The 24936-nt window shown below is 70.1% G+C and carries 26 protein-coding genes; 10 read left to right on the top strand and 16 right to left on the bottom strand.

Translation table 11 applies throughout. The features are described from left to right. Positions 1-130 precede the first annotated feature (130 nt). The gene (locus AB0M80_RS09420) at positions 131-1435 is read right to left on the bottom strand and encodes a UDP-glucose/GDP-mannose dehydrogenase family protein (RefSeq protein WP_364561259.1); all 1305 of its coding nucleotides are present in this window, start codon (positions 1433-1435) and stop codon (positions 131-133) included. Positions 1436-1577: 142 nt separating this feature from the next. Between AB0M80_RS09420 and AB0M80_RS09415 the strand changes: the two genes are divergently transcribed. Continuing rightward, complete coding sequence (locus tag AB0M80_RS09415; RefSeq protein ID WP_364561257.1) at positions 1578-2336, top strand: SDR family NAD(P)-dependent oxidoreductase; 759 nt, start codon at positions 1578-1580, stop codon at positions 2334-2336. Between the two features lie 43 nt (positions 2337-2379). Here the strand turns inward: AB0M80_RS09415 and AB0M80_RS09410 are convergent, their stop codons facing one another. From AB0M80_RS09410 to AB0M80_RS09400, 3 genes are all read right to left on the bottom strand, one after another. Then, a complete protein-coding gene (locus AB0M80_RS09410) occupies positions 2380-3039 on the bottom strand; it encodes a class I SAM-dependent methyltransferase (RefSeq protein ID WP_364561254.1) in 660 nt (219 codons plus the stop codon). Positions 3040-3172: 133 nt separating this feature from the next. Continuing rightward, positions 3173-3805 (bottom strand): PadR family transcriptional regulator, encoded by a 633-nt coding sequence (locus AB0M80_RS09405; protein WP_364561251.1) that lies wholly within the window; start codon positions 3803-3805, stop codon positions 3173-3175. A gap of 82 nt (positions 3806-3887) precedes the next feature. Further along, the gene (locus tag AB0M80_RS09400; RefSeq protein ID WP_364561250.1) at positions 3888-5528 is read right to left on the bottom strand and encodes a TM0106 family RecB-like putative nuclease; all 1641 of its coding nucleotides are present in this window, start codon (positions 5526-5528) and stop codon (positions 3888-3890) included. Between the two features lie 90 nt (positions 5529-5618). Here AB0M80_RS09400 and AB0M80_RS09395 point away from each other — a divergent pair, with 90 nt between their 5' ends. Further along, a complete protein-coding gene (locus tag AB0M80_RS09395) occupies positions 5619-6080 on the top strand; it encodes a DUF6474 family protein (protein WP_364561248.1) in 462 nt (153 codons plus the stop codon). A gap of 166 nt (positions 6081-6246) precedes the next feature. On the opposite strand, the gene AB0M80_RS09390 is transcribed toward AB0M80_RS09395, so the two are convergent. The 4 genes from AB0M80_RS09390 to AB0M80_RS09375 are packed head-to-tail and all read right to left on the bottom strand — an operon-like array spanning position 6247 to position 9794. Beyond that, positions 6247-7215 (bottom strand): glycine betaine ABC transporter substrate-binding protein, encoded by a 969-nt coding sequence (locus AB0M80_RS09390; protein ID WP_364561245.1) that lies wholly within the window; start codon positions 7213-7215, stop codon positions 6247-6249. Then, a complete protein-coding gene (locus tag AB0M80_RS09385) occupies positions 7212-7991 on the bottom strand; it encodes an ABC transporter permease (protein WP_364561242.1) in 780 nt (259 codons plus the stop codon). The genes AB0M80_RS09390 and AB0M80_RS09385 overlap by 4 nt, the downstream gene beginning before the upstream one ends. Next, entirely contained in the window at positions 7988-9154 is a 1167-nt protein-coding gene (locus AB0M80_RS09380; protein WP_364561240.1) for an ATP-binding cassette domain-containing protein, read from the bottom strand. Before AB0M80_RS09380 ends, AB0M80_RS09385 begins: the two co-directional genes overlap by 4 nt. Continuing rightward, entirely contained in the window at positions 9147-9794 is a 648-nt protein-coding gene (locus AB0M80_RS09375; protein WP_364561237.1) for an ABC transporter permease, read from the bottom strand. Before AB0M80_RS09375 ends, AB0M80_RS09380 begins: the two co-directional genes overlap by 8 nt. Before the next feature lie 292 nt (positions 9795-10086). Between AB0M80_RS09375 and AB0M80_RS09370 the strand changes: the two genes are divergently transcribed. From AB0M80_RS09370 to AB0M80_RS09355, 4 genes are all read left to right on the top strand, one after another. Then, complete coding sequence (locus AB0M80_RS09370; protein ID WP_364562019.1) at positions 10087-10581, top strand: hypothetical protein; 495 nt, start codon at positions 10087-10089, stop codon at positions 10579-10581. A gap of 72 nt (positions 10582-10653) precedes the next feature. Next, the gene (locus AB0M80_RS09365) at positions 10654-11412 is read left to right on the top strand and encodes a YcnI family protein (protein WP_364561234.1); all 759 of its coding nucleotides are present in this window, start codon (positions 10654-10656) and stop codon (positions 11410-11412) included. After that, a complete protein-coding gene (locus AB0M80_RS09360; protein ID WP_364561232.1) occupies positions 11413-11964 on the top strand; it encodes a copper resistance CopC family protein in 552 nt (183 codons plus the stop codon). 13 nt (positions 11965-11977) lie between these two features. Further along, entirely contained in the window at positions 11978-13006 is a 1029-nt protein-coding gene (locus AB0M80_RS09355; protein ID WP_364561229.1) for a CopD family protein, read from the top strand. Positions 13007-13217: 211 nt separating this feature from the next. Here the strand turns inward: AB0M80_RS09355 and AB0M80_RS09350 are convergent, their stop codons facing one another. Both AB0M80_RS09350 and AB0M80_RS09345 read right to left on the bottom strand, forming a co-directional pair. Continuing rightward, a complete protein-coding gene (locus tag AB0M80_RS09350) occupies positions 13218-14105 on the bottom strand; it encodes an aminoglycoside phosphotransferase family protein (protein WP_364562017.1) in 888 nt (295 codons plus the stop codon). A gap of 22 nt (positions 14106-14127) precedes the next feature. After that, positions 14128-15513, bottom strand: a complete 1386-nt coding sequence (locus tag AB0M80_RS09345; protein WP_364561227.1) for a helix-turn-helix transcriptional regulator — start codon at positions 15511-15513, stop codon at positions 14128-14130. A 316-nt stretch (positions 15514-15829) separates the two neighbouring features. Between AB0M80_RS09345 and AB0M80_RS09340 the strand changes: the two genes are divergently transcribed. Both AB0M80_RS09340 and AB0M80_RS09335 read left to right on the top strand, forming a co-directional pair. After that, positions 15830-16174: a hypothetical protein gene (locus tag AB0M80_RS09340; protein WP_003069007.1), complete on the top strand. Its 345-nt coding sequence runs from the start codon at positions 15830-15832 to the stop codon at positions 16172-16174. 12 nt (positions 16175-16186) lie between these two features. Further along, complete coding sequence (locus AB0M80_RS09335; RefSeq protein ID WP_364561224.1) at positions 16187-16603, top strand: hypothetical protein; 417 nt, start codon at positions 16187-16189, stop codon at positions 16601-16603. Between the two features lie 330 nt (positions 16604-16933). Here AB0M80_RS09335 and AB0M80_RS09330 read toward each other — a convergent pair whose 3' ends face one another. Next, positions 16934-18202 carry an MFS transporter gene (locus AB0M80_RS09330; protein WP_364561221.1) on the bottom strand — a complete coding sequence of 423 codons (1269 nt, stop codon included), beginning with the start codon at positions 18200-18202 and terminating at the stop codon, positions 16934-16936. Then, the gene (locus AB0M80_RS09325) at positions 18195-19517 is read right to left on the bottom strand and encodes a GH1 family beta-glucosidase (RefSeq protein ID WP_364561218.1); all 1323 of its coding nucleotides are present in this window, start codon (positions 19515-19517) and stop codon (positions 18195-18197) included. The genes AB0M80_RS09330 and AB0M80_RS09325 overlap by 8 nt, the downstream gene beginning before the upstream one ends. A gap of 130 nt (positions 19518-19647) precedes the next feature. Between AB0M80_RS09325 and AB0M80_RS09320 the strand changes: the two genes are divergently transcribed. Continuing rightward, on the top strand, positions 19648-20295 hold the full coding sequence (locus tag AB0M80_RS09320; RefSeq protein WP_364561215.1) for a TetR family transcriptional regulator: 648 nt from the start codon (positions 19648-19650) through the stop codon (positions 20293-20295). A gap of 154 nt (positions 20296-20449) precedes the next feature. Here the strand turns inward: AB0M80_RS09320 and AB0M80_RS09315 are convergent, their stop codons facing one another. Both AB0M80_RS09315 and AB0M80_RS09310 read right to left on the bottom strand, forming a co-directional pair. Beyond that, positions 20450-20608, bottom strand: coding sequence for a hypothetical protein (locus AB0M80_RS09315; RefSeq protein ID WP_364561212.1), 159 nt, complete (start codon positions 20606-20608; stop codon positions 20450-20452). A 136-nt stretch (positions 20609-20744) separates the two neighbouring features. Further along, complete coding sequence (locus tag AB0M80_RS09310; RefSeq protein WP_364561209.1) at positions 20745-21929, bottom strand: amino acid deaminase/aldolase; 1185 nt, start codon at positions 21927-21929, stop codon at positions 20745-20747. Positions 21930-22016: 87 nt separating this feature from the next. Between AB0M80_RS09310 and AB0M80_RS09305 the strand changes: the two genes are divergently transcribed. Then, complete coding sequence (locus tag AB0M80_RS09305) at positions 22017-23312, top strand: D-arabinono-1,4-lactone oxidase (RefSeq protein ID WP_364561207.1); 1296 nt, start codon at positions 22017-22019, stop codon at positions 23310-23312. Here the strand turns inward: AB0M80_RS09305 and AB0M80_RS09300 are convergent. Continuing rightward, positions 23309-24259, bottom strand: coding sequence for a ribose-phosphate pyrophosphokinase (locus AB0M80_RS09300; RefSeq protein ID WP_364561204.1), 951 nt, complete (start codon positions 24257-24259; stop codon positions 23309-23311). The two genes, AB0M80_RS09305 and AB0M80_RS09300, sit on opposite strands and share 4 nt — an antisense overlap. After that, positions 24256-24906 carry an SDR family oxidoreductase gene (locus AB0M80_RS09295; RefSeq protein ID WP_364561201.1) on the bottom strand — a complete coding sequence of 217 codons (651 nt, stop codon included), beginning with the start codon at positions 24904-24906 and terminating at the stop codon, positions 24256-24258. The genes AB0M80_RS09300 and AB0M80_RS09295 overlap by 4 nt, the downstream gene beginning before the upstream one ends. Positions 24907-24936 lie beyond the last annotated feature (30 nt).

Genomic DNA, 24936 nt, shown 5'->3' with positions numbered 1-24936 from the left:
GGTTCAATTCAACGGATACAGGAACGGACAAGGTTAAATGCCTCCGAGGGCACTCCCGCCACCTCCATGCCTCACCCAGCCGGTGACCGACACGCGATGCCGTGCGGCCAGCCTAACCAAGATCGGACGCTCACGAAACCTTGATCCGCGCCGCCGCCCGCGGCCGCCCGACGCCCTGCCAGGACAGCCCGGCGGCCACGATGACCCGCGGGTCGAGCAGGTTGCGCGTGTCGACGACGTCGATGCCCTCCATGAGCTCGGCCATCACCGCCCAGTCGAGGTGCTTGAACTCGGCCCACTCGGTCAGCACGACGACGGCGTCCGCGTCCTTCGCGACCTGGTAGGCGTCGTCGACGACGGTCATCCCGGCGATCCCGCCGTCGACCGCCGGGTCGTAGGCGATCAGCTCGGCGCCCAGCGCGCACAGCACCGACGACACGGCGAGCGCGGGCGAGTCGCGCAGGTCGTTGGTGCCCGCCTTGAAGGCCAGCCCCAGCACGCCGATCCGGGCGCCGGCCAGTGTCCCGCCGACCGCGCCGGCGATCTTCGCGACGATCCGGTCGCGCTGGGCGAGGTTCTCGTCGATCGCCGAGGTCAGCATGGTGAAGTCGTAGTTCACCGACTCGGCCACCTTGACCAGGGCGCTGGTGTCCTTCGGCAGGCAGGACCCGCCCCAGCCGGGGCCGGGCTTGAGGAACGTCCGCCCGATGCGCCGGTCGTGGCCCATGCCCTCGGTGACGAGGTCGATGTCCGCGCCGAGCCGTTCGCACAGCTCGGCGATCGAGTTGACGTAGGACAGCTTCAGCGCGAGGTAGCAGTTCGCGGCGTACTTCACCAGCTCCGCGCTCGCCGCGTCGGCGACGACGAGGGGTGCGTCGAGCGCCGCGTACAGCTCGCCGACCCAGCGCGCGGCGGCGGGATCGTCCGAGCCGACGACGATCCGGTCCGGGCCGAGGAAGTCGGCGACCGCGGTGCCTTCGCGAAGGAATTCCGGGTTCGACACCACCGGCACGTCGGTCCGGCCGACCAGCTGCCGGATCCGCGTCGACGTGCCGACCGGCACGGTCGACTTGGTGACGAGCGCGCAGCCGGCGGGCAGGACGTCACCGATCTCGGCCGTCACCGCCTCGACCGCACGCAGATCCGCGGAACCGCCGGCCCCCATCGGCGTCGGCACGCACAGGAACACCGCCTGCGCGGTGCGGACCGCGTCCCGCGCGCCGACGACGAACTGGAGGCGCCCGGTCGCGATCCCGCGGTGCACCAGGTCGGTGAGCCCGGGTTCGAGGATGTCGACGCGGCCCGCGCCCAAGCGGGAGACCTTCGCGCGGTCGACGTCCACGCAGGTGACGAAATGTCCCAGACTGGCCAGGCAGGCCCCCGTGGTCAAGCCGACGTATCCGGTTCCCACCACCACGATCCGAGCTGGCGTCATGCCGTTGAAGCTGACAGCCGGAGTTGGCCACTTCGCTAACGGAACCGGTCGCCCCCGGGAGCGGTGAGCGAAGACACGAACCTCGCGTGCGAACGAGCGTTAACCTGTCTCCGCGACAGCGAAGACGAAGGGAACGGCAACGATGCAGATCACCGACACCGCGGCGCTCGTCACCGGGGGCGCGTCCGGCCTCGGCGGAGCCACGGCGAAGGCCCTCGCGGCCAAGGGCGCGCGGGTGTTCGCGCTCGACCTGGCGGCGTCGATCGAGAAGGCCGAGCCGATCGACGGCATCACCTACGTCGAGGCCGACGTCACCGACGTCGAGCAGGTCGAAGCCGCCGTCGCGACCGCTTCGGGCGCCGGCGTGCCGCTGCGGACCGTCGTCAACTGCGCCGGCATCGGGCCGTCCGCGCGGATCCTGTCCAAGAAGGGCCGCCACGACCTGGCGCTGTACGCGAAGGTCATCCAGATCAACCTCGTCGGCACGTTCAACGTGCTGACCATCGCGGCCGAGGCGATCGCCAAGACCGAGCCCCTCGACGACGACGCCCGCGGCGTCATCATCAACACCGCCTCCATCGCGGCGTTCGACGGCCAGATCGGGCAGGTCGCCTACTCGTCGTCCAAGGGCGGCGTCGTCGGCATGACGCTCCCCGCGGCCCGCGACCTCGCTTCGCACGGCATCCGCGTGCTGACCATCGCGCCCGGCATCGTCGACACCCCGATGCTCGCCACGGTCAGCGACGACTTCCGCGCGTCGCTGGCCGCCGGCGTCCCGTTCCCGAAGCGGCTCGCGCGGCCGGACGAGTACGCGCAGCTCGCGCTGTCGCTCATCGACCACGACTACCTGAACGGCGAGGTCGTCCGGATGGACGGCTCGCTGCGGATGGCCCCGCGCTGACCCGAAGGGCGGCACTTTCCCACCGGAAGTGCCGCCCCTGCGGTCAGCGCGTCAGCCGGACTTCCAAGCCGATGCCGTCGGCGGTGACCGAGCAGCCGCCGAACGCGCTTTCCGCCGCCAGCGCCTCGAACTGCGCGGGCGTGAACGCGCGGCGCCGCAGCCACCCGAGCGTCTGCCGCACGGTGAAGCCGCTGACCGCGCCGAGGTGCATCCCGGCGACGTCACGCTCGATGTCCGCGCTGGTGGCCGCGTGGTTGAGATCGTGGATCACCGCGAACCCGCGCGGGCGCAGCACCCGGTGCATCTCGTTCAGCGCCGCCACCGGCTGCCGGAAGTTCTTGAACGCGGCCTGGCAGATCACGAAGTCGAACGACTCAGCCGCGAAGGGCGCCTTCGTGACGTCCCCCTGCCGGAAGCCGACCTCCACACCCGCCTTCCGGGCTTCTTCGAGGGCGATCTCGACCATCGTGTGGCTGATGTCGAGCCCGGTGACGCGGAAGCCGCGCTTCGCCAGCTCCACGGCGAAGAAGCCGGGACCGGGCGCCACCTCCAGGATCTCGGCGCCGTCCGCCAGGCCGGCGGTCACCTCGGCCGCCTGCCGCCGGTACTGCGCGAGCTGGGCCTCGGTACCCCGGTTCTTGGCGTACCAGCGGGCCTGGAAGCCCTCCATCTCGGGCACTTTGTGCTTGCGGGTCGTCTCCATGGATCTCTCCTCTTCGGTTGAGCCGAACCGAAGAGCGCACCCGGTTATCCTTGCGGTGCCACCTCGTGGCCGGGCGTGCTCGGTTCGGGGTCGAGGACCCCGGGCGGTGTGCCAGCACCACCCGGGGTCCGTGCTATTCCTGTTCCACGAACTCCCCCAGGTCATCGGGGAATTCGCCGGTCTCGTAGTAGCGCCGCCACGCGTCGATGCCGGGCAAGGCGCCGCTGGTCAGTTCGTCGAGGAAGCCGCGCACCCAGCGGGCTTCGGCCTCCGTCATCGCGATGTCGTATTCGACCTCGATCAGGAACACCCGCGGCATCATCGGCCGCAGCTGCTCGAGCACGGCCCGTTGTTTCCCGGCCCGTTCGTCGAGCTCTCCCAGCCGCTGCCGGAGCCGGCTGATCGTCTGGTCCGGGCCGAGGACGCCCATCATCGACAGCCCCGACCGGAACCGCGGGGGTTCGGGGTCGACCGTGCCGACGAGCTCGCGGACCCAGTCCTCGAACTCCTCGCGACCGGCCGGGGTGATCCGGTAGACGGTCCGCTCGGGCCGACCGCCGTCCTTCACGCTCTCGACGGCCTCGATGAAGCCGTGCTTTTCGAGGTTCGCGACGACGGTGTACAGCGACCCCCACTTGATCGGCATGTCGGCGTCCTTGCCGCGCTGCTTCAGCACGGCCGCCATCTCGTACGGGTGCATGGGGCGTTCCAGCACGACGGACAGCACGGCCAAGCCGAGCATGTTGCCGACCTTCCGCCGCTTCATCGAACTCCTCGTCTACGAGTACTCGTGGACGAGTATTGCGTAGGACGCGTCAGCGGGCAAGTGTCTTAGTCGACAAAGCACCTCAGAGGTCGCGCATGTACGGGACCTCGGCCTGCGCCCGTGCGCTGATCCACTCGCGCAGGGCCCGGGTCGCGAGGACGTCGTCCTCGTTGTAGCGCAGGAGCCGCTCGCGCTGCTCGTCGTCCGGCTGCTCGCCGTCCATGCCCACGGCGTCGCGGTACCAGCGCATCGACGCCTCGCCGCCCGCCTCGGGGTCGCGCCAGGAGAAGCCGGCCACCGGCGCGATCACCTTCAGGCCCTTGCCGTGGGAGCACAGGAACTGGTCGGTGACGCTGCGGAAGAGGTCCACCCACTGCTCGGAGTCCACAAAGGACTGAATGATCTTCTTCCCCGGAACGCCGGGGTGGTCGCCGAAGCGCTCGACGGAGCCGAAGAGCCAGCGGTTCTCGGCGAGCGCGTTGTAGCAGTAGGCGCGGAAGGTCAGACCGGCCGCTTCGGTGCGCTCGCGGACGTCGGTGAGCCAGGCCCAGAACTCGGCGAAGGACCGGGCCTCGTCGTCGGTGGGCAACGGGTCCCACGTCGCGAAGGCGCGGTAGCCCTGCGGGACGCCGATGTCGGCGCCGCTGAGCAGGCAGCCCCAGAGGTACGCGCCGGCGTCGCCGAAGCTCTCCATGTCGACGTCGACCTCGACGTCGGCACGCGGCACCTCGACCTCCTCGACGCGGCGGACGAGCGTCAGGTCGGCCAGCCACGCCCGGGCGAGCACGACGGCGTCCGGGAAGGTGACGCCCGTCCAGTTCACCGCCGGCGGCTCGCCCGCCGGGTCGAGCGCCGCCAGCTTGTCCACAGTGGACACGCCGGCCCGGCGCAGCTCGACGGCGTCCTCGCCGCGGACGACGAGGCTGACGTCGCGGGATTCGGTCAGCACGACCTCGCAGGTCGGCCACCACGGGCAGCGCCGGCACTCCAGCACGCGCGACGGCTCCGCGAGGGGCTCCTCGCCGTTGGCCGCCGCGGTGGCGATGGCGAGCCGGTCGGCGAACCGGACCTGGTACTCGGTGAGCGCGTTGCGCCCGCCCGGCCAGGTGCCCGCCGTGAGGTCGTGCCAGACGACGACGTCGGCGTCGAGGCCGATCACGCCGCCGAGGGCGAGGCTTTCGTCGGCCTGCCCGAGCGTCTGCAGCATGCGGCGGATGTGCACGAGCCGGAGCTGGTCACGCGGCTGCGACCGGACCTTGCGCCCGTTGTCGGCCGCGCGGTGCGCCGGGTCGAGGTCGGTCAGGCCGGTGACGACGGCGCCGGTACCGCGGTCGGTGATGCGGTGGCGCACGACGAGCACCGGGACGTAGCCGTGGCCGGTGCGGACGAGCAGGTCGATGCCGCCCCGCCGGTGCCCGGCCGCGTCGACCGGCAGCAGCGCACCCCAGATGTACGGCGCTTTTTCGGCGAAGGCCTGTTCGGTCCGCTCGACGCGCTCGTGCGCCGGGAGGTCCCGGGCGATCTTCACCCAGTGGCCGGGGTTGGCGGCCATCAGCCGGCTGACGATGTCCTCGCGGTGGGCGGCGGCGTCGTCGATCCGCTGCTGCGCGGTGGGGTCGGGCGGGGAAAGCGGTACCTCGCGCATGGCCGGGTCGTGCTCGAGGTGCACGCGGCGACGGCAGCGGCTGACCGCGCCCGCGTCGAGTACCACCTCGGTGTTCATGGAGATCACTCTAGATTCCCACCGCCGAGCCGACATGCCCGCCACCCAGGCGACCAGTAAGTTCGACCTCGACACGTCGCAGGAGGTGCCATGGCGCGCAAGGCCAAGGTCGAGGGTGATGCCAGGTTCACCCCAAAGAGGGCGAAGAACGCGATCGCGGTGGCGAAGGTGCTCGGCCCGGCGGTGATCCCGGTGGTGGCGCCCCTCGCGGTGCGCGCGGCGGGCGCGGCCCGGGAGGCGTACGACCGCTACCAGGCACGCAAGCTGGGGATCTCGGTCGACCGGCTGGGCGAGTACACCGGCCGCGGCGCGGCCCTGCACGCCCGGATCGCGGGCCTGGCGGAGGGCTGCCACGACTTGGAGAAGTCGGAGAAGGCCTCCGCGGAGGACAAATCGTTCGCCCGCGATTCGCTGGGAACATTGGAGCAGCTGGCGGCGACGGTCCGCGCCGCGGAGCGGATGCCGGCGGCCCGGCGGAAGTCGGCGCACCGAGCGGTGGCCGGCGAGCTCGAACGGCTGGAGGGGCAGCTGCTGCACCGGCTGGGGATCTGACCGCAGCCCCCGCCCTATCCCGGGGGGCGTCCCCTGGTCCAGTCTATCGGCGGTAGGGGCCAAAAACGGGTGCCGCGGAAATCTGTGGACAACTCCGTACCTGTGGACAGCGGATTTGACAAACACCCGGGCCGCGTGAGCGCAGCCCGGGCGTTTGTCAAATCCGCTACTTCACGAAGCCTTTCTTGACCATCCAGTCGTGGGCCACCTTGCCCGCGTCCTGGCCGTCGACGTCCACCTGTTTGCAGAGCTGGACCATCTGCTCGTTGTCGATCGCCGCGCTCACCTTCTCCAGGGGGCCGCGGACCTCCGGGTGCTGCTTCAGCCACTCCGTGCGCAGCGTCGCCACCGCGTTGTACTGGGGGAACGCTTTCTTGTCGTCCTCCAGCACTCGCAGGTTCAGGCCCGAAATGCGGCCGTCCGTCGTGAAGACCTCGCCCACCGGGCAGGTTCCGCTCGCCACCGCCGAATAGATCGTGCCGATGCCGAAGTTCTTCACCGTCGGGTTCTGGAAGCCGTACGCCTTGACCGCCGCCGGGAAGCCGTCCTGGCGGCTGGTGAACTCCGTCTCCAGGCAGAACACCGCCTGATCCGGCTTCTGCTTGATGAACGCCGCCAAATCTGACGTCGTCTTCAGGTTGTTCTTCGCGCCGTACGCCTCGGTCACGGCGAATGCGTACTGGTCGTTCAGCGGCGAATAGTTCAGCCACGTGACGCCGAACTTCTCCTCGTCCGCCTTGGCCGTCGCCTCGTACTGGGCCTGCTCGCCGCCCGGGACCGGGAGTTCGTTGCCCTGGTAGTTGATCCAGCCCGTTCCCGTGTACTCCCACGTGACGTCCGTCTGCCCGGACAGCAGCGCCTGGCGGGAGGAGTTGGAGCCCTTGATGTCGGACAGGTCGACCACGTCCGCGCCCGCCGCCGTCAACGCCATCTCGGCCATGTACGCCAGGATGATGTTCTCGGTGAAGTCCTTCGACCCCACCGTCACCTTCAGGCCCTGCAGCGAGGGGATCGGCTGGATCGTGCCCGGCCGGATGTCGTACGGGACCGCCTGGTTGACCGTCAGGCCGCACGCCGAGAGCGTGCCGCACAGCAGGGCCGCGGCGAACGCCGCCGTGAACCGGTGGAGTTTCATCGCAGCCCCTTCGGCCCGAAGTACTGTTCGGCGACCGCGCCCAGCCAGTCCACCAGCAGCGCCAGCGCGACGGCCAGCACCGAGCCGGTGACCAGCACCGACGTCAGGTTCAGCTTGTAGCCGGTGTCGATGAGCAGCCCGAAGCCGCCGGCGTTGACGAACATGCCGAACGTCGCCGTGCCGACCGCCAGCACCAGGGACGTGCGCAGGCCGGCCAGGATCAGCGGGACGGCCAGCGGGAGCTCGACGCGCCACAGCACCGCGGTCGCCGACATCCCGATGCCGCGGCCCGCGTCGATCAGCGCCGGATCGACCTGCTGGATGCCGACCATCGTGTTCCGCAGCACCGGCAGCAGCGAGTAGAACGCCAGCGGCAGCGCCGCCACCCAGATACCGCCGGTCGCGCCGGTGATGATGAACCACAGCACCAGCACGCCCAGCGCGGGCGCGGCCTGCCCGATGTTCGCGATCGCCAGGAAGACCGGGGCCAGGAAGCGCGCCCACGGCCGCGTCACGATCACCCCGAGCGGCACCGCGACCAGCACGACGATCGCCGTCACCACGAGCGTCATCAGCAGGTGGTCCCACAGCGCCGTCAGCAACGACGACGCGTTGAGCGTCGCCTTCTCCGTCGCGGTCAGCCCGCTGGAGAACACCGAAACCAGCGTCACCGCGACGATCACCAGCACCACGACGGGCTGGGCGAACAGCCGGACGCGTTCCGCGCGTTTCGAGCCGGACTCGGTGCTGAAACCGGTATCGACGGCAGCCGTCATGCGGACACCTCTTCGCCGTTCGAGTGCTCGTCGCGCAGCTGCTGGATCGTCGCGATCACGGTGTCCAGCTGAATGGTGCCCGCGTACTCGCCGCGCGCGCCGGTGACCGGCACCGACCCGCCTTCGGCGAGCATCGCCTCGAGCGCGTCCTGGAGCGTCGACTGCAGGCTGACGACGTCCCGCAACGGCCGGCCGAGGTTGGCCAGCGAAGACGCCGAAGTCAGCTCGCGGGCGTGCACCCACCGCGTCGGACGACGGCGCGCGTCCAGCACGAGCGCGAAGTGCCGGCGCGACTTGTCGAGCTTCTCCCGGACCGAAGCAGGCGACTCGTCGACGGTCACCGTGAGCGCGTCCTGCTGCAGCTCGACGTCGCGGACGCGCAGCAACGTCAGCTGCTTCAGCGACGCGCCCGCGCCCACGAACCCCGCGACCGTGTCGTCCGCCGGGTTCGCCAGGATCGCTTCGGGGGTGTCGTACTGCAGGATCGACGACTGGTTGCCGAGCACCGCGATCTTGTCGCCCAGCTTCACGGCTTCGTCGAAGTCGTGCGTGACGAACACGATCGTCTTCTGCAGTTCGCCCTGCAGGCGCAGCAGCTCGTCCTGCAGGTTGCCGCGGGTGATCGGGTCGACCGCGCCGAACGGCTCGTCCATCAGCAGCACCGGCGGGTCCGCGGCGAGCGCCCGCGCCACGCCGACGCGCTGCTGCTGCCCGCCCGACAGCTGGCGCGGGAACCGGTCGCGGAAGTCGGCCGGGTCGAGCCCGACCAGGTCCATCATCTCCTCGACCCGGTCGTTGACCTTCTTCTTGTCCCAGCCGAGCAGGCCCGGCACCACCGCGATGTTCTGCGCGACGGTGAAGTGCGGGAACAGCCCGGCCTGCTGGATGGCGTAGCCGATGCGACGGCGCAGCGTGTCGACGTCCAGCTTCAGCGCGTCCTCGCCACCGATGGTGATCCGGCCGGACGTCGGCTCGATCAGCCGGTTGATCATCCGCATCGTGGTGGTCTTGCCGCAGCCCGACGGGCCGACGAAGACGACGATCTTCCCGGCGGGCACGACCATCGAGAAGTCGTCGACGGCAGGCTCGCGGGTGCCGGGGTACCGCTTGGTCACGTGCTCCAGCTCGATCTCGACGCCGGAGACTTCCTCGTTCTCAGCCACGGACACCCCTAGAGATGGTGAAGCGCTTGATCAGGACGTAGATGCCGTCGAGCAGCAGGGCGAGGATGACCACCCCGACCGTGCCGGTGACGGCTTGGTTGAGGGAGTTCGTGCTCCCCGCGTTCGTGAGCCCGGAGAAGACTTCGGCGCCGAAGCCCGGGCCCTTCGCGTAGGCGGAGATCACCGCGATGCCCATCAGCATCTGCGTCGCGACGCGCATGCCGGCGAGGATCGCCGGCCACGCCAGCCGCAGCTCGACGCGGGTGAGCACCCCGAAGCGGCTCATCCCGATGCCGCGCGCGGCATCGGTGACCGCCGGGTCGACGCCGTAGAGCCCGACGATGGTGTTCCGGACGATGGGCAGCAGGCCGTAGAGCACCAGCGCGATGACGGCCGTCGTCGGACCGAGCCCCGAGATGGGGATCAGCAGGCCCAGCAGGGCGAACGACGGAACCGTCAGGATCGTGCTGGCCAGCGCCGTGGCCACGGCGGAGCCGACGGGGCTGCGGTAGACCGCGACCCCGATCAGCACCCCGAGGACCGCGGCGATGATCGTGCACTGCACCACCAAGCTGGTGTGCAGGTAGGCCTCCAGCCACAGCTTGCTCGCCCGGTCGGAGATGTAGTCGAAGAGGTTCATCCGTGTCCGCTCTCCCGCCCTTCGTACAGGCCTTCACCCGAACGGGCTAGTTCCTGACCGACGGCTCAGTACCCAGGGCACGGCCGCCCCAAACCCCTGTCTTCGGCCCACCGTGGCCTAACCGGCGGAGATCGGCAACAATTCGCCTGAACCACGGCGTGGCGCGGGCCGTGAACTCGGTGTGTGCTCACTTCACGGGATCACACGTTCACGGCGGAGCAGGTCGCCTAGGCTGCTCCTCATGAGCGTTCCGGCACGGCGTCCCGCCGTGCTCGGCGCTACCCGTGGGGTGTTGCTCGCCGTGAGTGCGGGAGTGCTTTCCGTCACCGCCCACCGGCTCGCCGACGGCGGGTTGCCGGATCCCGCGATGACCGCGCTGCTCACCGGCCTGTTCGGCTGGACCGCGGCCGCGCTCGCCCGCAAGGGGCGCGGACCGGTCGCCACGATCGTCCTGCTCGGAGCGGCCCAGCTGGTGATGCACCTCCTGCTCACCACCCTCGCCGGCCACCACGACATGTACGCGATGCCCGGCCGCACCGGGCTCGGCATGATCGCCGCGCACACCGTCGCAACCGTGCTGACCGCGCTCCTGCTCTCCCGCGCGGACACGATGCTGCTCACGGTGCTGGCCGTGCTGCGGATGATCCTGCCGCGGCTGCTCACACCGCTGCCGGTGCCCGCCGCGGCTCCCGCGCTCGTCCCGGCCCGCGTGGAGGGCCCGGACCACCTCGTCGGCGTCGACCTCCGCCGGATCCGCGGGCGGCGCGGCCCACCCGTTCACTCCTGAAACCCAGCTCGTCCCCCGACACAGCGGACCCCCCGGTCCGCTGCCTTTCTTGAGTTCATCAGGAGTGAACCCATGTCCCAGCACGTCTTCAAGCGCGCCGGTTTCCTCGCCGCCACCGTCGGTGTCGCCGGTCTCCTCGGCGCGGGCGCGGCGTCCGCGCACGTCACCGCCAACGTCTACGGCGCCCAGCCCACCAAGGGCGGTTACGCCGCGATCGTGTTCCGCGTGCCGAGCGAGGAGAAGGCCCCCGTCACCACCACGAAGGTCACCGTCGACTTCAAGGCGGACTACGGCATCGGCTCGGTGCGCACCAAGCCGGTCCCCGGCTGGACCGCCGACGTCGTCAAGTCGAAGCTGCCCGCCCCGATCACCAAGGACAACGGCACGCAGATCACCGAAGCCGTCACCGCGGTGACCTGGACCGCGCAGCCGGGCAGTGAGCTGAAGGCCACCGACTACCAGGAGTTCTCGGTCAGCTTCGGGCCCCTGCCGACCAACGTCGACCAGGTGGAGTTCCCGGCGCACCAGACCTACAGCGACGGCAAGGTCGTCGACTGGAACCAGCCGACTCCGGCCGGCGGCGAGGAGCCGGAGCACCCGGCCCCGGCGGTCAAGCTGGCCGCGAAGACGGACGACGAGCACGGCGGGATGGCCGCGGGCACGGCCTCCACCACCGGGGAGCACACTGAAGCCGCGGCGGCGACGTCCGACAACACCGCCCGCTGGCTCGGCGGGGCCGGCCTGCTCGTCGGCGCCATCGGCCTCGGCGTCGGGGCCGGCGCAACCGTCCGGGCCCGCAAGGCCACGGCCAAGTCGGGAGGCACCAACTAGATGCGCAAGGCGCTCGTCGCGCTGGCACTGACCGGGGTGGCCGTGCTCGGCACGGCCACCCCGGCGCTGGCCCACAACGTGCTGATCTCCTCGGACCCGGCGAACGGCTCGTCCGTCGCCGCCGGCCCGCCGAAGCTCAGCCTGACGTTCGACCAGTACGTGCAGGGCGCAGACGTCAACCAGATCGCGGTGACCGGACCCGGCGGCGGCCAGTGGGCCGAAGGGCCGATCAGCGTGGTGAACAACGTCATCAGTGCGCCCCTGCGGCCGCTCGGGCCGGCCGGGAAGTACACCGTCGGCTACCGGGTGCTGTCCGCGGACGGCCACCCGGTGACCGGTGAGCTCACCTTCACCCTGACGACCGCGGGCACCGGCACGCCGGCGACCGTCGACGCGGCGAGGTCGCCGGGCGGCTCGTCTTCGGCGGCGCCGCAGTCGACCTCGAGCGGCGTGCCGATCTGGGTCTGGATCGCCGGCGCGGTCGTGCTGCTGGCCATCGGGCTGACCGTGGCCCTGCGAGCGGGCGGCAGGGCTGTCGAAGAGAACCAGTAGAGAAGACACCAGGATGACCCAGGCCGAGACCACCACGAAGGTCCGCTACTCGACCCTGCTGTGCGTCGTGACGGCGGGACTGCTGGGCGCCCTCATCGGCGTCGCGCTCACCGCCACCACCCCGGTCCCCGGCGTGGTGCAGCCCGGCGCGGTGGTCTCGGCCGGCATCCCGGTCGTTCGGGTGCTGCTCGACCTCGCCGCGGTCACCACGATCGGGCTCGCGCTGCTTTCCGTGCTCGTCGGCTACGACCGGCCGAAACTCACCGAGCCGGTCATGCGGCTGGCCCGCCCGGCCGGCGTCGCGGCCGCGCTCGTCTGGGCCACGGCCGCGGTCGTCGCGCTGATCCTGCAGACCGCGGAGTTCAAGCCGGGCACCTCGACGCTCTCGCCGCGCGACATCGGCCAGTACATCGGCGACGTCGGTGCCGGGAAGGCGCTCGTCATCGTCGCCGTGCTCGCCCTCGTCCACGCCGGGATCGGCGCGCTGGCCCTGCGCTTCGGCGAGAAGGTGCCCGCCGAGGTCCGCGTCGGGCTCGGCCTGTTCGCGCTGCTGCCGCTGCCGGTTACCGGGCACGCGTCGAACTGGAACTACCACGACTACACGATGATCTCGATGGAGCTGCACGTCATGAGCGCTGTCGCCTGGACCGGCGGCCTCGGCGCGATGACCGTGCTCCTCGTGGCGAACCGGACGCTGCTGGCGCACGCGCTGCCCCGGTTCTCGAAGCTCGCGACGCTCTGCCTGGTCATCTCCGCGGCGACCGGGCTGTTCAACGGCCTGGTCGAGGTGTCGCTCAACCCGACCATCGGCTTCTGGACGGCGATCTTCACGACGCCGTACGGGCAGCTGCTCATCCTGAAGACCGCGTGCACCGGCGTCATCGCCCTGCTCGGCGCAGGAGTCCGCTGGCGGCTGATGCCGCGGATCGTCCGGCACGACCGGACGGCGCTCGCCGCATGGGCGACGCTCGAGCTGACCGTCATGGGGCTGGCGTTCGGGTTCGCCGTCGTGCTGACGCGGGCGCCGGTCGTCGCCTCCTGAATCTCGTCCCCGCAGGTAGGACCAGGTGAGAAGTCACGGCGAGTAGCTGCAACTTGCGCATTGGGATGACTGCTGACCCATTGGGGGCGATGGGTCGAGCCGAACTTTCTACCCAGAGCGGGCCGCTTTTCGGATGCGACGAACGGTCATTTGCAGTCGTCGAATGCACGTGCAGATTGTGGCGCCGATCACACCAAGTGACAGATCGGGGTCAGCGGTAACGCGTCCACCGCGTGTCGGTCCGCGCGTTCCGCAAGTCGTCCAGGCGCCGGTACAGCTCCGGCCGCACCTGCGGCCGGCTGCGCAGGATCGGCAGCACGCTGGTCGTCAGCTTCAGCTCGCGGATGCCGCGGAGGACCGCGAATCCGGGCCACGAGGTCACGTCGAAGCCGTACTCCGCGGCGAACGTCCGGTAGCGCACCGACGGGTCGCCGAACCGCTCACGGCCGACCGCCAGCGGCGTCAGGTCCCATTCCGGCGGGCCGACGCACGACGAATCGAAGTCGCAGAGCACCGGCCCGTCCGGGCCGGGGATGACGTTGCCGGGGTACGCGTCGCCGTGCACCAGGCCCCTGGGCAGCGGGAACTCCAGTTCGGCCAGCGCGGCTTCGAGCTCGGCGCAGCGGCCGAGCAGGAACTCCCGGTCGGCGTCGCTGATCTCCTCGGCGTCGGACACCCGGGCCCGCACCGCGGCGAACGGCGCCCATTCGGCGAGGCCGGGCGGCGCGGGCAGGGCGTGGACCTGGCGCAACAGCCGGGCCAGGTCGGCGGACGTCGCCGGACGGCCGATGCTCGGCACCTGGTGCCACACGGTCACCAAGTGCCCGCCGACTTCCAGGGGCTGCTCGACGTCGTCGAGCAGCCGGATCGCGGGGACGCCGTGGCGTTCGAAGTGCCGGGCCACGCGCACGACGGTGCCGACGCGGTGCCGCAGCCGCGTCGAGCCGACGATCCGGATCACGACAGGGGCCGTGACCAGCGCGTACACCGCGTTGTTGGTGAACCGCAGCAGCCGCGCGCCCGCCGGGTCGAGACCCAGCAGCGCGCAGGTCTCGGCCAGCACGCCGCGCAGCTTCCCGGAGGTGAACCGGCCGTCCAAAACCGCGCCGGCGCCTTCGACGTTAAGCGGCGTAGAAAGCGTGAAGGCGGTCGGCGAGGTCACGGGCGTCGGCGTTGTTGCGGCGGCGCTCGGCCTCTTCCTGCAGGGGCCGCATGCGGTCCTTGACCCGCTCGGACTTGATGCCCTCGGCGCAGTCGATGGCCTTGCCGCCGACCTTGGCGCCGTGGTCGAGGTCGCCGTCCAGCAGGTGGTTGGTGGCGAGCGCGCTCAGCATGAACGTCTTGGAGCGGGCCATCTCGTCGTCGTAGGACTCGACGGCCCTGCTCAGCGCGGGGATCGCGTACTTGGTGTGCTCGGCGTTCTTCTGCGCGAGCACCGTGTGGACGGTGCCGACCATGGCGTAGACGTCGGTCTCGGTGAAGAACTTGACCCACGATTCGGCTTCGGCCAGGTTGGCGCGCTCGAACTCGTCCTTGCTCCGGCCGAGCAGCTTCACCGCCTGCTCTTCGTTGCCCATCATCGCGTAGGCCCACGCCTCGTTCGCGCAGAGCACCGAGACGGCGAGCTCGGAACCACTTTCCTGAGCGGCGATCTGACCCAGCTGGAACAGCTTCAAGGCGTCGTTCGGGGCGTCCTGGTGCAGGTAGACGCGGCCCATGCGGTAGAGCACGTTGGCCACCAGCGGGTGGTTTTCGCCCTGCTTGGCCAGGTCCAGCGCGTTCGCGAAGTGACCGCGGGCAGAGTCCATCAGCCCGGTGTCGAAGGAGGTCCAGCCGGCGAGGGAGTGCAGGTCGGCGAGGGCGACGTAGAGCCGGTTCTTCACCATTTCGGTGCCGCTCGACTCCAGCATCTGCTGTCCCCAGGACAGCTGCGCCACGACGGCGTCACGGCAGAACCCGCCGCCGTACTGGTAGTCCAGCGCCCGGAGCGCCCGCGTTGCGGCTTCGACCTGGCGCACGTCGGTCATGCCGATGCGCCCGGGCGCCGGCGTCCTGGCCGGCCCGGCCGACCACGTGCCCGATTCCGGACCGAACACCGCCGCACCCATCGTGACCTGGGCGGCGTGCGCGAGGAACCTCCGTCGCTTCACGGACTCGTCCTCCTCAGCCTGCTGGCCGTCGGCGGAGCCGACGACCCGTATCGCCGTGGCCTCGTCGTAGGCGAGGCCCATGTATCCACGGGGGACGCCCAGGCCGTCGGCGATCCTCGTGAGCACGTCGTAGGCCATGACCTGGCGACCCTTGAGGATCTCCGACACCTCGGACTGGGATTGGCCGGTCATCGCGGCGATCTGGCGCTGCGAGACACCGTGCTTGCGCAGGAGCCGGTAGACGGCGCTGATCTCGCGCGACGCGAGAGCCGTTCTCATCTCCGGCTGCTCCCACGCGTCAGCGGGAACTGCGTGGCTCTGCCGGGCTTCGGCACTGCCACCGTTACTGGCGTCCATCGCGCCCCCTCCACTGTCCGGTCGGGCGTCTGTGAAACAGCGTAGGCAAACCTGGGAAACCGTGTGAACAGCCGAACTGGTGCCCTGATCGGTCGGGGCGAAGTCCGGTGACCGCTTACCGTGGAACCGAGCCCAGTCACCGCTGTGACGTCGATTCCACCTTCTAACTCACCCGGTTTCACCTCACTGTAGTTGTCAGATCTCCGTCACCGCCCGGACACCGGTAGCGATCACGGAGAGCTACGAAAACCGCAGCGCTGTGCAAGCGATGTTGCAGAAGGCATCTTCGAAGACTTTCGACAGAGCGGAGAAGGGCGTGGAGTTCGTGGACTCGTTCGCAGGGGGACATGCCGGCACGGCCACCCGCGCTGTGCGGCCGGCGGTCGCGACGGTCTCTCCCGTCTCCGCCGTCCGCCCCGTCACCCCCGCCGCGGCGGTGGACCCCCGCACCGCGAGCGTCCGCCACTACGAGGGGGGTCAGCTCGTGTGGCGGGTGCAGTGCGGCGACCTGATCAGCCGGGAGCGGGCGGTGACGGTGTTCGTCGAAGACAACCAGGTGGTACTGGTCTCGCCTCCCGGCGAGACCGCGCGGCTGACGTCCGGCCAGCTCGGCCAGCTGCGCGCCGCGCTCAACGAAGCCGCCAAGATGGCGGAAAGGTAACGGTGAGCTGACATGGATCAGGTACTCGGGCAGGTCCTCCGCAATGCGGTCTGGGAGCGCCTCGACATGCTGACCGACCTGGCGAACCGCGCCGACGCCCAGTCGCTCGTCTCGGTCGCGCGCTCCGAACTGCCCCGGTTGACCGAGGCGTGGCGCGCGATGCTGAAGATGCACGAGCCCGACGAGCGCGGTGACTGCCCGACCTGTTCGACCCGGTGGCACCGCTGCAAGGCGCCGTGCTCGGTCTGGCAGGTCGCCCACGAACACCTGGTGGCCGGCGGGCTGGCGCCGCAGCAGCCGTCCTCATCGGACAGCCGGCTGCAGGGCCGCCGCAAGAGCCCGGTGCCGACGCACCCCGCACCGCCCACCGCGGCCGAGACCACCGGGCGCCACGCGTTGGTGAATCCGCGCCGAGCGGTCACCGCCTGACCCTTCAGACCGGCGAGCGCGGCCGACCGATCGCCCCATCGGACCCGCGCCTGCACTCGCCCCGGCCGAGGGCTGTTTCGCCCGCACCCCCGAGCAGCGCGAACCAGTCCTCGGCCACCCAGACCGCATCGCGATTAATCGAAAAAAATCCGCGTTAGGCCTAGCCCAGGCCGTAATCCCCCGCTAGATTGATCAACACACACGGCGGAGATCATGCAGGTGATCGCCCTCGTGCCCCGCCTCGAGCGGCCCCTGAATTCCGCGGGCCGGTGCCGTTGCACTCCCCTCCCCCGACCGGCACCGGCCCGCGGTTCCACATCCCGAATTGGGTCAGCGCACCGCCTTGACCCGTAGTACGAGCACCGCGGCCAGCAGGGTCGCGACGGCTGAGGCCGCGAACAGTCCCGCGTAGCCCCCGAGGTAGGCGAGCACCAGCGGCGTCACCAGCGGGGCGACCACCTGCGGCAGCGAGTTCGCGATGTTGATGACGCCGAGGTCCTTCGCCCGGTCCTGCGCCGTCGGGAGCACCTGCGTCAGCATCGCCAGCGCGACCGCCATGTACGCCCCGAACCCGACGCCGAGCAGGGGCGACGCCACGAGCGCGACCGGCCAGCTCTGCCAGATCACCAGCAGCAGAGCCGCCAAGGCCATCACCCCGGAGGCCGCGAGCACGTACGGCTTGCGCCGGCCGGACCGGTCCGAAAAGTGCCCGGCCACGAGCGCGCCGGCCACGAGCGCGACACCGTACAGCGCCATCATGATGAGCAGCCCGGTGTCCGGGTCCGGGTAGTGCACCGCGTCCTTGAGGAAGAACAGCAGGTAGAGCGTGCCGAACGCGTTGCCGAGGTTGATCATGAAGTGGCACGCCCACGCCCACGCGAAGTCCGGGAACCGCCGCGGCGAGACCCACAGGTTGCGGATGACTTCGCCGGCCGCCGACGACGGGCGGTACTCCACCGGCAGGTGCGCGTCCGGCGTCCGCAGGACGAAGAACGCGGCGCCGACCAGGACGATCCCGGCGCAGGCCGCGTAAGCCAGCGGCAACCCGGCGATGCCGAGCATGACGACGACCACGACCGCGCCCAGCACGGTGCCCAGCATCTGCGCGATGCCGACGAGCCCGCCGACCTGCGCGCGCTGCCCGACCGGGACGCGGTCGGCGATGGCGGACATCAGCGTCGCGAGCATGCCGTTGAGCCCGGCCTGGACGAGGCACCAGCCGGTGATCAGCAGCGCGACGTTCGGCGCGAACGCCAGCACCAGCAGCCCGACGGCGGCGACCGCCGCACCGATCACCGTCCACGGGTGGCGACGGCCGAACCGCGAGCACGTCCGGTCCGACAGCAGCCCGACCGCGGGGTTGACGATCAGCGCCACGACCGCGCCGACGCCCATCACCAGGCCGAGCACGAACTCTTTGTTCACCTGGTCGAGCAGCTCGGCCTGCTGCGGCAGCAGCACCTGGATCGGCGCGTAGATGCCCAGCCAGAGCGCGATGTTCGCGAAGAACAGCAGGCTCATCCAGCCGGGCCGCACCCGCAGGACGGGCTCGGCGAGCGCTTCCGGTACACCGGTGGCCTCGGTCGTCTCACTACTCATCCCGCACCAGCTTCCGGTACCAGTGGAACGAGTCCTTCGGCGTCCGCCGCAGGGTCTCGTAGTCGACGTGCACCAGGCCGAAGCGCGGCGCGTAGCCCTTGGACCACTCGAAATTGTCCATCAGGGACCAGCAGAAGTAGCCACGGACGTCGACGCCGGCGTCCATCGCCTCGCGCAGCGCGACCAGGTGGCTGTGCAGGAAGTCGATGCGTTCGGGGTCGTGGACCCCACCGCCTTCGGCGACCTCGTCGGCGAAGCTGCAGCCGTTCTCGGTGATCTGGATCGGCGGCAGCTTGTCGCGGTAGCGGTGGTGGAAGTCGAGCAGCAGCTCGCGCAGGGCGTGCGGGACGATCGGCGAGTCGTTGGTCGTCATCGGGTAGCCCTCGACCGCGCGGAGCTCGAAGGGCAGCGGGTTGCCCGGGCCGGGTTTCGCGACCCCCTGCGGCTCGTAGTAGTTGACGCCGTAGAAGTCGAGGGGCTGCGCGATGGTCGGCAGGTCGTCGGCGAACCCGGCGGGGAGGTGGTCGTGGAGCTGCTCGGGGTAGCTGCCGAGCAGCACGGGATCGGCGTAGAGCCGGTTGAGGAGCGCGTCGAGCCACACGGCGGCTCTTTCGTCCTCGACGGTGTCGTCGGCGGGCCAGATGGGCGAGTGGTTGTTGGCGGTGCCGATGTTCGTCGCGCCCGCCGCGCGCAGGGCCTGGACGGCGAGGCCGTGCGCGAGGTTCTGGTGGTGCGCGGTGGGGATGGCGTCGAGCAGGAGCATCTTGCCGGGCGCGTACTCACCGATCCCGTAACCGAAGATGGACATGACCATGGGCTCGTTGAGCGGAATCCACAGTTTCACCCGATCGGCGAAGCGGTCTCCGAGGATTTGGGCGTACTCGGCGAAGCGCTCAGCGGTAGTGCGGGAGAGCCAGCCGCCCTCGTCCTCGACGGCCTGCGGGGTGTCCCAGTGGTAAAGCGTGACGGCGGGCGCGATGCCCGCTTCGCAAACGGCGTCGATGAGCTTGTCGTAGAAGCCGAGCCCTTCGGGATGGGGCGCGCCCTTGCCGTCGGGCTGGATGCGCGGCCAGGCGATGGACATCCGGTAGGCACCGACGCCGAGCTCCGCCATCAGCGCGATGTCCTCGGGGTAGCGGTGGTAGTGGTCGGCGGCTACGTTGGCTTGTTCACCGCGGGCAATCTTGCCTTCGGTCGCGGTGAACGTGTCCCAGATGGACGGTCCGCGCCCACCTTCGCTGGTAGCTCCTTCGATCTGGAACGCCGATGTCGAAACACCCCAGAGGAAGTCGGGCGGGAAGATCGGGTTCTGCACCGGCTGCTGACCCCTTCGTCAGGCCACCCGTACGGGTGAACATGAAAAGTTCTCATATACTAGGTCTTCACTCGTCCGTGGGGAAGCCCGTCGGCACGATAAAGTCCCAGATCAGACGAGGAGGAGCGCCGTGTCCGACATCCAGGCCGCGAAGGTGCCGGCAGAAGCCACCCCCTTACGCCGTCAGCCGGTTCAGCAACGCAGCGCGAAGCGGGTCGAGCAGATGCTCGACGCCAGCGCGGCGTTGATCGACGAGCTCGGTTACGACGCGCTGACGACGACCTTGATCGCCAAACGAGCGGGCGTCGCCGTAGGTTCGCTGTACCAGTTCTTCCCGGACAAGCGCGCGGTCGTGCAAGCGCTTACGGCCCGGAACCTCGAACGTTTCATGGCGGCGGTGAACGAGCGGCTGACGCAGCTGGGCCCGGAGCACTGGTGGGACGTGGTCGACTCGATCCTCGACATCTACCTGGAGATGCACCGCACGGTCCCGGGCTTCTCGAAGGTCCACTTCGGCGACATCATCGACCGGCAACTGCTGGACGAGACCCGCGACAACAACGCGGTGATCGTCGATTCCCTGACGGACCTGGTGGCCACGCAGGTGGATCGGCCGGTGGAGGACCTGCGGTTCGCGATCACGATCGCCAACGAGGTGGCCGACGCGCTGTTGAAGCTGGCTTTCCGACGGGAACCCCGGGGCGACGAGAAGATCGTCGCCGAGGCGAAGTACGTGGTGAAGGGGTATCTGGCGGCCCGGTTCGGGGAGCGGTCGTAGCTGTCCACAGAAGTTGTCCACAGGCATGCACAGCTGTGGACAAGTCCGTGGTTCGGGGCGGGTTCGTCGGGGGGTGCCGATAGACTGGACTTGGGGACGCCCCCCGGGATGGGTGGGGGATGTTTTCCGGCCGCGCCCCTGGCCCACAGGCTGGTCAGCCGAAGTTCTGGTGCTCGCCCCGGTACGTCGGGACCGTTCGCTCCACCCGGTCGCCCAGCACCAGGTGGTAGTGCGTGAACCGCTCGGGCCAGCTCGCGCGCCGGAGAAGGCCCAACGATTTCTTCTTGCCGCCCCACGGTTCCGGCAAAGCCATGATGGCCGGGGCTGCGAGGGCGAAGCCCCGGCGTGTGATGTCGCTTGAGCTGCCCGCCCCGCCGTCGGCGCGGAGCCGGCTCGGTCCGCGGACTTTGCCGCCGATGGGCGGGGGATGTTTCCGGCCGACAGGCTGGTCAGCCGAAGTTCTGGTGCTCGCCCCGGTACGTCGGGACCGTTCGCTCCACCCGGTCGCCCAGCACCAGGTGGTAGTGCGTGAACCGCTCGGCCAGCTCGCCCGCCTTTGCGTGCCGGAGCCATACCCGGTCGCCGAGCTTCAGCGTTCGTGCCGCTCGGCCGGTTACCGGGGTCTGGACCTCGCCTGCTCCCTCGAAGCCGAGGAACTTCAAGCCCGCCGGCAGGTACGGCGACGGCTGGCGGGATGGGCCTGTCGGGCCTGAGGCGATGTACCCACCCGAAAACAGGGTGGCGATCTTGCGAGTGGGGCGGCGGACCACCGGCAACGCGAACAACGCCGCCGGGCGGGGCTTGAAGCGCGTGTAGCCGTCGAAGAGCGTGGGGCCGATCAGACCTGAGCCCGCCGCTATCTCCGTCACCACCGCGTCCGCGCCCGTCGACTCGAGGCTGCCCGTGCCGCCGCCGTTGACGAACTCCAAGGGCGTCACCGCCTGGACCGCTCGGACCACTGCGCCGCGACGGCGGGCCAGCTCGGCCGCCGATCGGCGTTGCATCCAGCCGACCAGGGCCTGGTTCAGGCGGCGGCCGGCCGCGTCGCCGAGGCCCGCGATCTGGCCTTCGTACGCCATCACGCCCACCAGGCGGAAGCCCGGGCGGGCGACGATCTGGCGGGCGAACGTCGATGCCTGCTTCGGGGTGAACACCGGGGAGCGCCGCGTGCCGACGTGGACTCCCGGCAGGGGGCGCCACGAGGCGTCCAGCTCCAAGCAGACCCGGACCTCCGGGTGGCCGTGGCCGAGGGCGGCGTCCACCAGGTCCAGGTGTTCGGCGGAATCCACCATGATCGAGATCGACGAGCGGGCCTCATCGGAAGCGGCCAGGCGGCGGAGGGCTTCGTGGTCGGCCGTCGGGTAGGCGACGACGATGTCATCGGTCGTGCCCTGCTCGACGTGCCAGATCGCCTCGGCGAGCGAGTAGCACATCAGGCCCTCGAAGCCCGGCATCGCGAGCACCCGCTCCAGCAGCGCGCGGCAGCGCACCGACTTGCTGACGACGCGGATCGGCTTGCCCGCCGCGCGGCGACGGAGGTCTTCGGCGTTCGCGTCGAACGCGGCCAAGTCGACCACGGCCAAGGGCGGATCGAGGTCCTTGGTCGCCAAGTCGTACACCGTCGCACTGGTCACGAGGTCTAAAGTACGACACGAAGGCTTGAAACGCGAATAGTATTCACTTACTGTTTCGGGCACTCGACGGATGAAGGGTGCGCGCGCATGACCCGGTGGACCAACTGGGCGGGCACGGCCTCCGCCTCGCCGCAGCACGTTCACCAGCCGCGCGACGCGGCTGAAATCGCGGCGACCGTCGAAAGCGTCGCCGCGGCCGGCCGGACCGTGCGTCCCTGGGGCAGCGGGCACTCCTTCACCGCGATCGCCGTCGCCGACTCCGACGCGCTCGACCTGCGCCACTGGACCGGCATCGAGCGCGTCGACCTCGAAAGCGGCCACGTCACCGTCCGCTCGGGCACGACGATCCGGGAGCTCAACACCGCACTCGACGCGCTCGGGCTGGCCATGGCCAACCTCGGCGACATCGACGCGCAGACCATCGCCGGCGCGATTTCCACCGGTACCCACGGCACGGGCGCGAAGCTTGGCGGCCTCGCCACCCAGATCGTCGCCCTCGAACTCGTCCTCGCGGACGGCTCGGTCGTCACCTGCTCGGCCGGCGAGCGGCCGGACCTCTTCGCCGCCGCCCGCGTCGGCCTCGGCGCGCTCGGCGTGATCACCACCGTGACGCTGAAGTGCGAACCCTCGTTCTACCTGCACGCGCAGGAGCGGCCGGAGCCGCTGGAGCAGGTGCTCGAAGGCTTCCACGACTTCGCCGAGGACAACGACCACTTCGAGTTCTACTGGTTCCCGTACGGCAAGAACGCCCTGGTCAAGCGCAACAACCGGTGCGAGACCGCCCAGCCGCTGAGCAAGGTGCGGGAGTTCGTCGACTACCGGATCATGGAGAACGTCGCGTTCGGCGGGCTCTGCCGGACCGGACGGCTGATGCCGCGGCTCGTGCCGTCGCTCGGCAGCTTCGCCTCGAACGCCCTCTCCGCCCGCGAGTACAGCGACCTCTCGCACCGCGTCTTCGTCACCGCGCGGAACGTCCGGTTCACCGAGACGGAATACGCTGTTCCACGTGAATCAGTGCTCGACGTGCTCGCCGAGCTGCGCGCGCTGGTGCCGAAGCTCAAGGACCCGGTGATGTTCCCGGTCGAGGTGCGGGTCGCCGCCGCCGACGACATCTGGCTGTCGACCGCGCAGGGCCGCGACTCCGCCTACATCGCCATCCACCAGTTCGTCGGCATGCCGTACCGCGAGTACTTCAGCGCGTTCGAGAAGATCGCCGGCGCCGTCGGGGGCCGCCCGCACTGGGGCAAGATGCACGACCTCGACGCCGGCGTCCTCCGCTCGCGCTACCCGCACTTCGACGACTTCCTGCGCGTGCGCAAGGAAACCGACCCCAGCGGCGTCTTCACCAACACCTACCTGGATCGGGTACTGGGCCCCGCCTAAAACAGCGCGGAGACCGATTCGCCGTTGTGGATCCGGCGGATCGCCTCGGCCAGGGCCGGCGCGATCGAGAGGATCTTCAGCTTCTCGGTCCGTTCTTCCTCGGGCACCGGGACCGTGTTCGTGCAGACGATCTCCAGCACCTCCGGCCGGCTGCCGATGCGCTCGATGGCCTTCGCCGCGAACAGCCCGTGCGTACACGCGACGCGGATCGAGCGCGGTTCCAGCTCGGCCAGCCGGTCCAGCAGCTCGAGCACCGTGCTGCCCTTGGCGATCTCGTCGTCGAGCACGATCACGTCCCGGCCGGTGATCTCGCCGATCACCGACGTGATCTGGACGCGGTCGTCGGGAAAACGCTCCTTGGCCCCGGCCGCGACCTGGACACCGAGGAGCCGCGCGAAGTGCGACGCCTCCTTCGCGTTGCCCAGGTCGGGCGAGACGACGGTGGCGCGCGAAAGGTCGTACTGGCGGAAGTGCTTGGCCAGCTCCTGCAGCGCGTGCAGGTGATCGACCGGGACGCTGAAGAAGCCGTGCACCTGCGGCGAGTGCAGGGTCATCGCCAGCACGCGGCTGGCCCCGGCGGTCACCAGCAGGTCGGCGACCAAGCGGCCGCCGATGGAGATGCGCGGCGCGTCCTTTTTGTCCGAGCGCGCGTACGAGTAGTGCGGCATCACGGCGGTGATGCGGGACGCCGAGGCGCCGCGGGCCGCGTCGAGCATCAGCAGCAGCTCGACGAGGTGCTCCTGCACCGGCTTGACCAGCGGCTGGATGATGAAGACGTCCCGCTCGCGGCAGTTCGCCTGCAGCTGCACCTCGAGACAGTCGTTGGCGAACCGCTGGATCTCGACCGGCCGCAGCGGCACGCCGAGGTGGGTGCAGATCTCTTCGGCCAGCTCGGGGTGCGCGCTGCCGCTGAAGACGGCGATTTCCCTGGATGCCTGAGTGATCACAGCGCGGAGATCGCTTCGCCGATAGCGGCCTCACCCGAGATCAGCGTCAGGGTGCGGCGCACCGAAGCCGGCGCCTGGAGCAGGCCGGCGAGCACGGCGGCGACGTCGTCGCGGGGCACCGGTCCGCGGCCGGTCTGCTCGGCCAGCAGCACCAGGCCGGTGCCGGGGTCGTCGGTCAGCTGTCCGGGGCGGAGGATCGTCCAGTCGAGGTCGCGGGCCTTGAGGTCGTCCTCCGCCGCGCGCTTGGCGCGCAGGTAGTGCCGGAACTCCTCGGTGACGTCGGGGTTCTCCGGGTTGTCGGCCCCGATGGAGCCCACCTGGATGTGCCGCCGGACGCCGGCCCGCTCGGCCGCTTCGGCGAACAGCGCCGCCGCGCCACGGTCCACAGTGTCCTTGCGCGCGGTGCCGCTACCCGGCCCCGCGCCCGCGGAGAACACCGCGGCGTCGGCGCCCTTCAGCACCTCGGCGACGGCGTCCACATCGGAGTTCTCCAGGTCGAGCACGACGGCTTGGGCACCGGCGGCTTCGAGGTCCGCCGCGTGGGCGGGGTTGCGGATGATGCCGACCGCTTCGTCCCCGCGCGCGGCGAGAAGCCGCTCGAGCCTCAGTGCGATCTGACCATGTCCACCAGCAATGACGACTCGCATGAGCCGACCTTATCCCGGTGCGATCACGAG

It is taken from the genome of Amycolatopsis sp. NPDC051045, assembly GCF_040682955.1.
Taxonomy (GTDB): Bacteria; Actinomycetota; Actinomycetes; order Mycobacteriales; family Pseudonocardiaceae; genus Amycolatopsis.
This window is presented reverse-complemented; position numbering and strand designations above follow the sequence as displayed.